Annotated in this window: 12 protein-coding genes; 9 read left to right on the top strand and 3 right to left on the bottom strand. The window is 65.6% G+C overall.

Going from position 1 to position 11,432, the window contains the following annotated elements:
* The first annotated feature begins 197 nt into the window (after window positions 1-197).
* Window positions 198-1,106, top strand: a complete 909-nt coding sequence (gene cysD, locus VGD10_RS08710; RefSeq protein ID WP_414639516.1) for a sulfate adenylyltransferase subunit CysD — start codon at window positions 198-200, stop codon at window positions 1,104-1,106.
* The gene (gene cysN / locus VGD10_RS08705; protein ID WP_331040422.1) at window positions 1,106-2,989 is read left to right on the top strand and encodes a sulfate adenylyltransferase subunit CysN; all 1,884 of its coding nucleotides are present in this window, start codon (window positions 1,106-1,108) and stop codon (window positions 2,987-2,989) included. Before cysD ends, cysN begins: the two co-directional genes overlap by 1 nt.
* A gap of 3 nt (window positions 2,990-2,992) precedes the next feature.
* Here cysN and VGD10_RS08700 read toward each other — a convergent pair whose 3' ends face one another.
* Window positions 2,993-4,399, bottom strand: coding sequence for a peptide MFS transporter (locus VGD10_RS08700; protein ID WP_331040421.1), 1,407 nt, complete (start codon window positions 4,397-4,399; stop codon window positions 2,993-2,995).
* A 133-nt stretch (window positions 4,400-4,532) separates the two neighbouring features.
* On the opposite strand from VGD10_RS08700, the gene VGD10_RS08695 reads away from it, so the two are divergent.
* Window positions 4,533-6,284, top strand: a complete 1,752-nt coding sequence (locus tag VGD10_RS08695; protein ID WP_331040420.1) for a DUF885 domain-containing protein — start codon at window positions 4,533-4,535, stop codon at window positions 6,282-6,284.
* On the opposite strand, the gene rarD is transcribed toward VGD10_RS08695, so the two are convergent.
* On the bottom strand, window positions 6,281-7,204 hold the full coding sequence (rarD, locus tag VGD10_RS08690; RefSeq protein ID WP_331040419.1) for an EamA family transporter RarD: 924 nt from the start codon (window positions 7,202-7,204) through the stop codon (window positions 6,281-6,283). The genes VGD10_RS08695 and rarD overlap by 4 nt on opposite strands.
* Window positions 7,205-7,312: 108 nt before the next feature.
* Here rarD and VGD10_RS08685 point away from each other — a divergent pair, with 108 nt between their 5' ends.
* The 6 genes from VGD10_RS08685 to VGD10_RS08660 are packed head-to-tail and all read left to right on the top strand — an operon-like array spanning window position 7,313 to window position 10,741.
* A complete protein-coding gene (locus VGD10_RS08685) occupies window positions 7,313-7,666 on the top strand; it encodes a ribose-phosphate pyrophosphokinase (RefSeq protein WP_331040418.1) in 354 nt (117 codons plus the stop codon).
* A 43-nt stretch (window positions 7,667-7,709) separates the two neighbouring features.
* Window positions 7,710-8,087 carry a CrcB family protein gene (locus tag VGD10_RS08680; protein WP_331040417.1) on the top strand — a complete coding sequence of 126 codons (378 nt, stop codon included), beginning with the start codon at window positions 7,710-7,712 and terminating at the stop codon, window positions 8,085-8,087.
* Window positions 8,084-9,169, top strand: a complete 1,086-nt coding sequence (locus VGD10_RS08675; protein WP_331040416.1) for an RluA family pseudouridine synthase — start codon at window positions 8,084-8,086, stop codon at window positions 9,167-9,169. The genes VGD10_RS08680 and VGD10_RS08675 overlap by 4 nt, the downstream gene beginning before the upstream one ends.
* Window positions 9,166-9,828 (top strand): HAD-IA family hydrolase, encoded by a 663-nt coding sequence (locus VGD10_RS08670; RefSeq protein WP_331040415.1) that lies wholly within the window; start codon window positions 9,166-9,168, stop codon window positions 9,826-9,828. The genes VGD10_RS08675 and VGD10_RS08670 overlap by 4 nt, the downstream gene beginning before the upstream one ends.
* A complete protein-coding gene (locus VGD10_RS08665) occupies window positions 9,825-10,055 on the top strand; it encodes a hypothetical protein (protein ID WP_331040414.1) in 231 nt (76 codons plus the stop codon). The genes VGD10_RS08670 and VGD10_RS08665 overlap by 4 nt, the downstream gene beginning before the upstream one ends.
* Complete coding sequence (locus VGD10_RS08660; RefSeq protein ID WP_331040427.1) at window positions 10,052-10,741, top strand: ATP12 family chaperone protein; 690 nt, start codon at window positions 10,052-10,054, stop codon at window positions 10,739-10,741. Before VGD10_RS08665 ends, VGD10_RS08660 begins: the two co-directional genes overlap by 4 nt.
* Window positions 10,742-10,747: 6 nt before the next feature.
* Here the strand turns inward: VGD10_RS08660 and gmk are convergent, their stop codons facing one another.
* Entirely contained in the window at window positions 10,748-11,380 is a 633-nt protein-coding gene (gmk, locus tag VGD10_RS08655) for a guanylate kinase (protein WP_331040413.1), read from the bottom strand.
* Window positions 11,381-11,432: the final 52 nt, after the last annotated feature.

Genomic DNA, 11,432 nt, shown 5'->3' with positions numbered 1-11,432 from the left:
GAACGGCTTCATCACGCCGATCGGCTACCAGACCAACCTGATGGTCTACGGCCCCGGCGGTTACCGTTTCATGGATTACGTCCGTGTCGGCCTGCCGCTGTCGATCGTCGTGGGCATCGCCGTGCTGTGGGCGATCCCGCGCGTCTGGCCGTTCTGAACTCCGCTCCGCGACACGTCTTAGGAAAGGGCGCTCGATGATCGACGAACACCGCCTGTCCCATCTCGACCGCCTCGAGGCCGAGAGCATCCACATCCTGCGCGAGGTGGCGTCGGAGTTCGCCAACCCGGTGATGCTCTATTCGGTAGGCAAGGACAGCTCGGTGCTGCTGCACCTGCTGGTGAAGGCGTTCCACCCGGCGAAACCGCCGATTCCGCTGCTGCACGTCGACACCGGCTGGAAGTTCCGCGAGATGATCGCGTTCCGCGACCGCCGGGCCGCCGAGACGGGCGTCGAGTTGCGCACGCACACGAATCCGGACGGCGTCGCGCAGGGCATGGGACCGATCACCCACGGCGCGACCGTGCACACCGACGTGATGAAGACGCAGGGCCTGAAGCAGGCGCTCGACAAGTGGGGCTTCGACGCGGCGATCGGCGGCGCGCGCCGGGACGAGGAGAAGTCGCGCGCGAAGGAGCGCGTGTTCTCGTTCCGCAGCGCGCAGCACCGCTGGGACCCGAAGAACCAGCGTCCCGAGCTGTGGGACGTCTACAACACGCGGATCCACAAGGGCGAGTCGGTGCGCGTGTTCCCGATCTCCAACTGGACCGAACTCGACGTCTGGCTGTACATCTTCCGCGAGAAGATCCCGGTGCCGACGCTGTACTTCGCGAAGGAGCGGCCGGTCGTCGAGCGCGACGGTGCGCTGATCATGGTCGACGACGAGCGGCTGCCGCTGCGCCCCGGCGAAGTGCCGCAGCAGCGCAAGGTCCGTTTCCGCACGCTCGGCTGCTATCCGTTGACCGGCGCGATCGACTCGGAGGCCGACACGCTCGAGGCGATCATCGCCGAGATGCTCGTCGCGACGACCTCCGAACGGCAGGGCCGCGTGATCGACCACGATCCGTCGGCGTCGATGGAGAAGAAGAAGCAGGAGGGCTATTTCTGATGAACGCCGCCTCCGACCACGCGGCCGCGGTCGCCGCCTACCTGCAGCAGCACGAGACGAAGGGCCTGCTGCGCTTCATCACCTGCGGCTCCGTCGACGACGGCAAGAGCACGCTGATCGGCCGCCTGCTGCACGACACGAAGCTGCTGTTCGACGACCAGCTCGCCGCCCTCGAGAAGGACAGCGTGCGCCACGGGACCCAGAACGGCGAGATCGACTTCGCGCTGCTCGTCGACGGCCTCGCCGCGGAGCGCGAGCAGGGCATCACGATCGACGTCGCGTACCGCTACTTCAGCACCGACCGCCGCAAGTTCATCGTCGCCGATTGCCCGGGCCACGAGCAGTACACCCGCAACATGGCCACCGGCGCGTCCACCGCCGAGCTCGCGGTGGTGCTCGTCGACGCGCGCAAGGGGCTGCTGACCCAGACCCGCCGCCACAGCTACATCGTCTCGCTGCTGGGCATCCGCCACGTGCTGCTGGCGGTGAACAAGATGGACCTCGTCGGCTACGACGAAGGCGTGTTCGACGACATCGTCGCCGGTTACCGCGAGCTCGCCGCGCAGCTCGGCATCCCGAACGTGCAGCCGATCCCGCTGTCGGCGCTGAAGGGCGACAACATGCTCGAACGCTCGCCGGCGATGCCGTGGTACGACGGCCCGACGCTGCTCGAGTACCTGGAGTCGGTCGACACGTCGCGTGCCGCCGGGACCGCCGCGCTGCGGATGCCGGTGCAGTGGGTCTGCCGTCCGAACCAGAACTTCCGCGGTTTCGCCGGCACGATCGCGGCCGGCACCGTCGCCCCGGGCGATCCGGTCGTCGTGCTGCCGTCCGGCCGCCGCTCGACGGTCGCCCGCATCGTCACCGCCGACGGCGACCTGCCGCGCGCGCACGCCGGCCAGCCGGTCGTGCTGACGCTCGCCGACGAGGTCGACATCAGCCGCGGCGACGTGATCGCCGCCGGCGACGCGCCGGCGGAAGTCGCCGACCAGTTCGCCGCGCACCTGCTGTGGATGAGCGACGCGCCGCTGCTGCCGGGGCGGCCGTACTGGCTGAAGATCGGCGCGCGCACCGTCAGCGCGCAGGTCACGGAGATCAAGCACAAGGTCGACGTCAACACGCAGGCGCACCTGGCGGCGAAGCACCTCGACCTCAACGAGGTCGCGTACTGCAACCTCGGCCTCGACCAGCCGATCCCGTTCGAGGCGTACGCCGACAACCGCACGCTCGGCGCGTTCGTGCTGATCGACCGCCAGACCAACGCGACCGTCGGCGCCGGCACGCTCGACTTCGCGCTGCGGCGCGCCGCGAACATCCACTGGCAGCATCTGGAAGTCTCGAAGGCGGCGCGCGCCCGCGCGAAGGGCCAGACGGCGCGCTGCCTGTGGTTCACCGGCCTGTCGGGCGCGGGCAAGTCGACGATCGCGAACCTCGTCGAGAAGCGCCTGCTCGCGCTCGGTTATCACACCTACCTGCTCGACGGCGACAACGTGCGCCACGGCCTCAACCAGGATCTCGGCTTCACCGACGCCGACCGGGTCGAGAACGTCCGCCGCGTCGGCGAAGTCGCGAAGCTGATGGCGGACGCCGGCCTCATCGTCCTCTGCGCCTTCATCTCGCCATTCCGTGCGGAGCGGCGGATGGTCCGCGACATGCTGCCCGACGGCGAGTTCATCGAAGTGTTCGTCGATACCCCGCTCGACGAAGCGGAACGGCGTGACGCCAAAGGTCTCTATAGGAAGGCGCGGGCGGGCCAGCTCGCCAATTTCACCGGCATCGACAGCCCCTATGAGGAGCCGGAGCAGGCGGAAATCCGGATCGACACCACGCAAATGTCCCCCGAAGAGGCAGCCGACCTCGTCACCCGCGCCTTGCTCGACTGACGATCAGTCGGGCAGCGGCGCCGGCTCCGCCTGGACGAGGCGCTTTGAGAGGAAGATCTTGAAGAGCAGGAAGACGAAGCCCGCAACGGCTGCGAAGCCCGCGTGCATCAGCCAGAAGCTCGTCGTCGGCATCGTGTCCAGCCAGCCGCCGACATAGCCGACCATCGCGTTCGCGGCGACGAAGGTGAGATAATAGATGCCGATCACCGTCGCGTTCACGGCCTTCGGCGCGACCTTGGCGAAAAGGGCGAGGCTGACAGGAAGCATATGCGCGAAGCCGATGCTGTTCAGCAGGTGGAACATCACCGGCCAGAAAAGGCCGATCTTTTCGCCCTCGGGCGTCGTGGCGGCCGCCACGAACAGGCAGAGCAGTCCGCCCACGACGAAGACGGAGCCGATGATCATCTTGGTGACCTCGTCCGGCTCTTTCCGGCGCTTGCCGTACCAGGCGTAGAAAAGCGCGACCAAGGCAAGGAAGCTGACGCTGGTGATCGCATCCAACGTGATGAGCCAGCTCGTCGGGAGCTGCGTTCCCATGAATTCGAGGTCGAACTGCCGGTCGCCCCAGACGAGATAGGCGTTGAAGATCTGCTGGTTCGGAAGGAAGCCCACCGCCATCACGGGGATGAGCAGGAAGAGCGCGATGAGTGCGCTCCAATCGGTGCGGGTGAGCTTCGGCCTTTCCGCCTTCTCGCCGGCGGCGCGGCGGTCGAAATGCTCCTTCGGAAGATGCTTCTGGCCCGCGATATAGATGACGAGGCCGATGAGCATGCCGACACCCGCGGCGCCGAAGCCCCAATGCCAGCCAACCCCTTCGCCGAGCGTGCCGACCACAAGCGGAGAGGCGATGACCGCCGCATTGATGCCGAGGAAGAAGATCTGGAAGGCGCTTGCGCGGCGGAGATCGTCCGGGCCGTAAAGCGCGCCCACCTGGCTCGCGATATTTCCCTTGAACATGCCGTTGCCGATGATGAGGAAGAGCAAGGCGAAAAGGAAACTCGCCTCGAACGCCATCATGAAATGGCCTGCAGCCATGGTGATCGCGCCGAGCATCACCGTCCGGCGTTTCCCTAACACCCGGTCGGCAAGCAGGCCGCCGAGGATCGGCGTCAGATAGACGAGACTGGTATAGGTGCCGAAGATGGCGGAGGCGAGTGCCTGCCCCTCGATATTGCCGTAGAGACCGCGGAGGCTCTCGAAACCGACGACATTTTCGATATGCCCGGGAAGCAGCAGCTCGTTCACCATGTAGAGAACGAGCAACGTTTGCATGCCGTAGTAGGAGAAACGCTCCCAGGTCTCGGTGAAGGCAAGATAGCCGAGCCCCTTGGGGTGACCGAAAAAGGCGCGGTCGTTCCGCGCGTCGCGATCGGCGATATCCAGTTCCGGCGTCGCTTCGGCCAAGCTCATGGCAACTCCCCAGCTATATTTTGCGGGGGGAACCTAGCGCCAAAATAAACGGACGCCAGTGGCTTTCGCCTGGCGGTACTTGCGCGGGCCCAGCGGCAGGATAGGGTGCGGGCATAACGATATGGAGAGAGTGATGCGCCGTTCCGTTCTTCTTGCCTTGCTTGTTGCCTGCGCGTCGCCAGTTGCGGCGGCGCCTGCGGACGATTTCCGGCGTCTGCTGGACGAGCATTATGCGTGGCTGCTGAAGGAAAATCCGGTCTATGCGACCTCGCTCGGCGTCCGCGATTACGACAACACGATCGGCGAATTCGGCGAGGAGGCGCGGCGGAAGCGGCTGGCGCAGACGGAGAGCTTTCTCCGCCGCCTGAACGAGATACCCAGCGCGCAGCTCAGCGCGTCCGACCGCACGACCCATGCGATCCTGAAGCGGGGGCTGGAGGAGTCGCTCGAAGCAGAGCGTTACGGGCAGCGGAAGATGCTCTTCACAACCTATTTCGGCTGGCACCAGGGGTTTGCCGGCATGGCGGACTCGCTGCCATTTCGCACCAAGGCGGACTATGAAAGCTATCTCACCCGCCTGCCCCAATATCCGCGCATGAACGATGCCTCGCTCCAGACGACAGCCGAGGCTGTGCGCGAAGGCTTCGTCCTTCCCTGCTCGGTGCTGGAAAATACGGAGCGCAGCATTTCCGGCGTGATCGTTGAGGATCCGACGAAGTCGCGATTCTACGAGCCCTTCACCCGGACGCGCCCCGCCGATGTGAGCGAGGGGGAATGGGCCGCGATGCAGCAGCGCGCCCGCACCGTCATCACCGATGTATTGAACCCGGCTTACGCGAAGCACCGCGATTTCTATCGGCAGACCTACAAGCCGGCCTGCGCCAAATCGGACAGCATCTCGTCGCAGCCGGGCGGGCGGGACTATTACGCCTTCCGGGTGCGGCAGGAGACGACCACCAACCTGACGCCGGACCAGATCCACGAGATCGGCCTTAAGGAAGCCGCACGCATTCGGGCGGAGATGGAGCAAGTGGCGAAGGAGGCGGGCTTCGCGAGCCGCGAAGCGTTTATCCAGGACCTTCGCACCAATCCAAAATATTTTGCGACGACGCCCGACGAGCTGATGAAGGAGACGGCGCGGATCAGCAAGCTGGTGGACGGCAAGATGCCGGAGCTGTTCAAGACCTTGCCGCGGCTTCCCTACGGCATTCGCGTGGTGCCTCCAGAGATCGCGGAGGGCACTACTACGGCATATTACCAGGCTGGATCGCCCGAGAGCGGCCTCGCCGGAAACTATTATGTGAACACGTCGAAGCTGAACCAGCGGCCGCTTTGGGAAATTCCGGCGCTCAGCCTGCACGAGGCGGTGCCAGGTCACCATCATCAGATCGCCCTGCAGCAGGAGATGGAGCTCGCGCCGTATCGCAAGAACTTCGTCGGATTTACCGCCTTTACCGAGGGTTGGGGCCTTTATGCCGAAAGCCTCGGCAAGGAGATGGGCCTCTACGACACGCCTGCGAAGCGTATGGGGCAGCTGAGCTACCAGATGTGGCGCGCGGCGCGGCTGGTGGTCGATACCGGCATCCATTCGAAGGGCTGGGACAAGGCGCGAGCCGTCGCCTTCATGAAACAGAACACGGCGCTCACCGATGCCAACATCGATGCGGAAGTGAACCGATACATCTCCTGGCCCGGTCAGGCGCTCGGTTACATGATCGGCAACATTCGCATCCGCGAGCTTCGCGCGCGGGCGGAGCGGGAGCTTGGCACCAAGTTCGACCTTCGCCGCTTCCACGACGCGGTTCTGCTGCAGGGCTCGGTGCCGCTCGACGTGCTCGAAACCCAGGTCGGCGAGTGGATCGCCGCTGAGAAAGCGCGGGCTTAGGCGGTCGCGGCGGCGCGCGCCTTCGCGGCGCGGCGGCCGAGCCTGATCCCTTCCGCCGCGAAGATGGCGAGCGCCGTCCAGATGGCGGCGAAGCAGATGACGTGCGCCGTCGTCAGCTTCTCGCCGAAGAGGAGCACCGCCAGCAGGAACTGGAGCGACGGCGCGATATATTGGAGGAAGCCGAGTGTCGAATAAGGAAGGCGCTTGGCTGCGGCGGTGAAGAGGAGGAGGGGCACGGCCGTGATCGCGCCTGCCGCGACGAGCAGCAAGGTTGTCGCCGTATCCACGCCGAGGCCGCTTTCGCCCTTCGAGCTGAGCCACAGTACCCAGAGGAGCGCGAGCGGCGCGAGGATCACCGTCTCGATAGACAGACCTTCCAGCGAGTCCACCGGCGTCACCTTCCGGAGGAAGCCGTAAAGGGCGAAGCTCGAGGCAAGCGTAAGGCTGATCCAGAGGCCACTGCCGGCGCCTACCGCCAGCACGGCCACGCCCGCCGCGGCTAGGCCAACCGCGGCCTTTTGCGGATTGCTGAGCTTCTCCTTCAGAAGGAGGACGCCCAGCAGCACGTTGACGAGCGGGTTGAGATAATAGCCGAGGCTGCCCTCCAGCACATGGCCGTTCAAAACTGCCCAAATGTAGACCAGCCAATTGGTGCCGATCAGTACCGAGGTGAGGGCGAGCACGCCTAAAACCTTCGGCGTCCTCACCGCCTCCCGGATTGCGCCCCAGCGGCTCCACAGGGTCGCCAGAGCACCGAGGAACAGCAAAGACCAGAGGATGCGGTGGGCGACGATCTCGACCGGATCGACATGCGCCAGCGCCTTGAAATAGAGCGGCAGCACCCCCCAGAGAAGGTAGGCGCCGAAGCCTAGAAAGAGCCCGCCGCGGGCCCGCGCGTGATCCTGTGCGGGGGAGTTCATATGGGGGCACCTAGGCCTCGGCGGGATGCTCCACAAGCCGGTGCAAAGTGGATGCACCATCCAGTGAGACAAATTGGTGCAGGGGCGGCGATGCGCTAATCTGGAGCCATGACGCTTGCCGAACCGGAAGAAGTGCGCGCGATCCTGGTCGGCGCGGCCAAGGGCGGAACGGCGCTCACCTATGCCGAAGTGCTGGAGCAATTGGGCTATGCCTTTTCGCGGCCGAAGATGCGGGCGCTTTGCTCTATTCTCGGCGCCGTCGACGAGGAGGCGGAGGCTCGGGGGGAGCCGGAGCTTGCCGTGCTGGTCGTGAGGCAGAGCGATGGTCTTCCGGGACAAGGCTGGTGGGTTGCCGGCGGCGCGCGGAGCCGGGGCTATGACGGGCCATGGGAGGGGCGGGAGGCGGCAGCCTTCATCCGCAAAGTGCAGGCGGAGACCTTCGCTTACTGGCGTGGGCGCTAAGCCGCACTGGCGCACGCCGTCCGCCGTCGCTACATCGCCGCCCATGCCCAATTTCCTCCTCGTAATGATCGGCGGCGCCATCGGCGCGGGCGTTCGCTACGGCGTCACCTTGATCGCCGCGCAGCGGGCGAGCGCCGCCTTCCCTTGGGGCACTTGGGCGGTGAACCTTGTAGGGAGCTTGCTTGCCGGGCTGGCGCTGGGCATCATCCTGGCCCGGGGCGGCGAGGGCGACACGATCCGAGTTTTCATCCTCACGGGCATATTGGGCGGCTTCACAACCTTTTCGGCCTTCAGCGCAGAAACCGCCTTCATGATCTTCGAAGGGCAATATGCAGCGGCCGCTTTCTATGTGGCGTCGTCGGTGATCGGCGCGCTCCTGCTGACCTTCCTGGGCCTTTGGCTGTCGGGAGCAGGCGCATGAGCCTTGCCGGGGACGTTCGCCAGTTCACCGTCGATGCCGAAGATGACGGCATCAGGCTCGACCGCTGGTTCAAGCGACACCTGCCGGACGCGACGTTCAACATCGTGTCGCGCTGGGCGCGGACAGGACAGCTTCGCGTCGACGGCAAGCGCGCAGCGCCGGGCGATCGGATCGAAGCCGGCCAGATCATCCGCGTACCGCCTGCCGAACCGCCTGCCGCGCCGAAGCCGAAGGTGGAGAGGCGGCAGCTGAGCGAGGACGAGATCGCGTTTGTCCGGGAAATGGTGATCCACCGCGACGCGCAGGCGATCGTCGTCAACAAGCCGCCTGGCCTTGCGACGCAAGGCGGCACCAAGACCCAGACGCATCTGGACGGACTGCTCGACGGCCTTGCCGATGAAGGGCCGCGGCCGAAGCTCGTCCACCGGCTCGACAAGGACACGTCGGGCGTGCTGCTTCTTGCGCGGACGCCGCGAAGCGCCGCCTTCTTTTCGAAATCCTTTTCGGGCCGGACTGCGCGCAAAGTCTATTGGGCGCTCGTCGTCGGCGTGCCGGAGATCAGGGACGGCTTCATCGATCTTCCTATCGCCAAGCAGCTGGGCACGGGCGGCGAGAAGATGCATGTCGACGAGGAGAACGGGCTTCCCTCCAAGACACGCTACCGCCTGATCGAGCGGGCGGGCAACCGCGCCGCCTGGGTCGAGCTGCAGCCTTATACCGGCCGCACCCACCAGCTTCGCGTCCATATGGCGGCGATCGGTCATCCGATCGTCGGCGACGGCAAATATGGCGGCCAGGAGGCGTTCCTGACCGGCGCGATCAGCCGCAAGCTGCACCTCCATGCCCGGCGCATCAGGATCGATCATCCCGACGGCGGGCGGGTCGATGTGACCGCGGAGCTGCCCGATCATTTCGCGGACAGCATCGCCAGCCTCGGCTTCGATCCCGCACTCGGCGATCTGCCGCTCGACGAGCCGAAATTTTCTGAGACGCCGGAGGGCAAAAGGAAGGCGGCAACTGCTGCCGCCAAGGCCCGACGCAAGGAGCGGCGGGGTGAGCGGCGATCGAGGAGCGGCCGGTGACGAACCGCCTCGCTATCTTCGACTGCGACGGGACGCTCGTCGACAGCGGAGCGAATATTTGCCTAGCGATGGAAGATTGCTTCACGCGCGCCGGCTTGCCCTCGCCGCCGCGCGAGCGGACGCGGCGGGTGGTCGGGCTCAGCCTTTACGAGGCGATGCAGGCGATGCTTCCGGAAGCAGAACCCGGAATGCACCTCGCTTTGGCAGAGGATTACAAGCTCGCCTTCCAGCGGCTCCGCGGACGAGGGCTGGTCGAAGAGCCGCTTTATGACGGCGTGGTCGAGCTGATCGAGGAACTGGATGCGGACGGCTGGCTGCTGGGCGTCGCGACGGGCAAGTCGGACCGCGGCCTTCGGCTCTGCCTTGAGCGGCACGGGCTTCATCCCCGCTTCGTCACGCTGCAGACGGCCGACCGGCATCCGTCGAAGCCGCACCCGTCGATGATCGAGCAGGCGATGGCGGATGCGGGCGCCGCGCCGGAAACGACCCTGATGATCGGCGACACAAGCTTCGACATGGCGATGGCGCGGGCGGCGGGAGTCACGGCGATCGGCGTCGCCTGGGGCTATCACTCCGCAGCGGAACTGGAGGCCGCCGGCGCTCATTTCATCGCCAGCCGCCCCGCCGACATCAACGCGTACATAAAGGCCCTTGTATGAGCCGAGAGATCGACGAAGCCACATGGCGGAACCGCTTCATCATGATCCAGATGAGCCGGATCGGTTTCACGATCATGGTTTTCCTCGGCCTCGTCATTTGGCAGACGGACAAGATCGTCGAAGGAGGATCGATTATCGGTTTTCCCATTGCACTGATTGGCGTGATCGGAAGCTTCCTCGCACCGAAATGGCTCGCCCGGAAATGGCGGACGCCGCCCGCGCCATGAAGCGTTTCTACCAGAATGCCGAGGCCGCCCCAGCCGATGGCGGATATGAAATCCTGCTCGACGGGCGGCGGGTGAAGACGCCCGCGCGCGCCGAGCTCTTCGTGCCGACTAAGCAGCTTGCCGCCGCGGTCGCCGCCGAATGGAATGGGCAGGCCGAGGAAATCGATCCGCGCTCGATGCCGCTCACGGGTCTCGCCAACGCGGCCATCGACCGGGTGGCGCCTGACCCCGATACCTTTGCGGCAGGTCTCGGCGCCTACGGGGAGAGCGACCTTCTCTGCTACCGCGCCGATACGCCGCAGGCGCTCGTGCAGCGGCAGGCGGATATTTGGGACCCGCTCCTTGCCTGGGCGCGGCGGCGCTTCGACGTCGACTTCGAACTGGTCTGCGGCATCATGCACCGGCCGCAGCATGAGATGACCTTGAAGCAGCTCTCCCAGGCTGTGGCGGCGCGAACGGCATTCGAGCTTGCGGCGCTGTCGCCGCTGGTGACGATCAGCGGCTCGCTAATCATTGCCTTGGCGTTGGCGGAAGGAGCGATCGACTTGGAAGCTGCCTGGAATGCAGCCACGCTCGATGAGGCTTGGCAGGCCGAGCAATGGGGCGAGGATGCGGAGGCGAGCAAGGCGCTAGAGGCGCGGCGGCGCGATTTCGAAGCCGCACACCATTTCCTCCAGCTTCTCTAGTGGGCGTTAGCCGATCAGGCTTCGCACGAAGTCGTGGAGGAAGATGCGGCGCGTGGCCTTCAGGCGCTCGGCCTTCAGCACCGTGTGGACGAGCTTCCTGCAATGTTCGGCATCGTCGTTGATGAAAACATAATCATATTCGGCCCAGTGGCTGATCTCCGCCTTGGCGCGGGACATGCGGTTGGCGATCACCTCGTCGCTGTCCGTGCCCCGGGAGCGGAGCCGCCGCTCCAACTCCTCCATGGAGGGCGGGAGGATGAAGACGCGGACGATGTCGGGATCGACCTGCTTCAACTGCTGCGTGCCTTGCCAGTCGATATCGAGAAGCACGTCCTGCGCGCCCTCGATCTGCTTCGTCACTTCGCGCCGGAGCGTGCCGTAGCGATGGCCGAAGACGTGCGCCCATTCCAGGAATTCGCCGTCCGCGACCATCCGTTCGAACTCGGCGTCGGTGACGAAATGATAGTCCTTCCCGTCCACCTCACCGGGGCGGATAGGCCGGGTCGTCGCAGAGACGGACAATCCGATCCCGTCGTCGCTCTCGAGAATCATGCGCGAAATGGTGGTCTTGCCGGCGCCGCTTGGGCTCGAAAGGATGAAGAGGAGCCCGCGCCTTTTGAGGGGATTGACCGTCGCCATGCGCGCTACTGGCGGAGCGAGGGTGCGGGCGTCAAGCTTTTGACGCGGGAGC

It is taken from the genome of Allosphingosinicella sp., from assembly GCF_036402135.1.
Taxonomy (GTDB): Bacteria; Pseudomonadota; Alphaproteobacteria; order Sphingomonadales; family Sphingomonadaceae; genus Allosphingosinicella.
The sequence above is the reverse complement of the archived record's forward strand: the minus strand, read 5'-3'. Positions and strand labels throughout refer to the sequence as shown.

Coding starts and splice junctions, on each gene's coding strand:
- cysN (WP_331040422.1), top strand. CDS start 1,106: ATGAACGCCGCCTCCGACCACGCGGCCGCGGTCGCCGCCTACCTGCAG.
- VGD10_RS08700 (WP_331040421.1), bottom strand. CDS start 4,399: ATGAGCTTGGCCGAAGCGACGCCGGAACTGGATATCGCCGATCGCGAC.
- VGD10_RS08695 (WP_331040420.1), top strand. CDS start 4,533: ATGCGCCGTTCCGTTCTTCTTGCCTTGCTTGTTGCCTGCGCGTCGCCA.
- rarD (WP_331040419.1), bottom strand. CDS start 7,204: ATGAACTCCCCCGCACAGGATCACGCGCGGGCCCGCGGCGGGCTCTTT.
- VGD10_RS08685 (WP_331040418.1), top strand. CDS start 7,313: ATGACGCTTGCCGAACCGGAAGAAGTGCGCGCGATCCTGGTCGGCGCG.
- VGD10_RS08680 (WP_331040417.1), top strand. CDS start 7,710: ATGCCCAATTTCCTCCTCGTAATGATCGGCGGCGCCATCGGCGCGGGC.
- VGD10_RS08675 (WP_331040416.1), top strand. CDS start 8,084: ATGAGCCTTGCCGGGGACGTTCGCCAGTTCACCGTCGATGCCGAAGAT.
- VGD10_RS08665 (WP_331040414.1), top strand. CDS start 9,825: ATGAGCCGAGAGATCGACGAAGCCACATGGCGGAACCGCTTCATCATG.
- VGD10_RS08660 (WP_331040427.1), top strand. CDS start 10,052: ATGAAGCGTTTCTACCAGAATGCCGAGGCCGCCCCAGCCGATGGCGGA.
- gmk (WP_331040413.1), bottom strand. CDS start 11,380: ATGGCGACGGTCAATCCCCTCAAAAGGCGCGGGCTCCTCTTCATCCTT.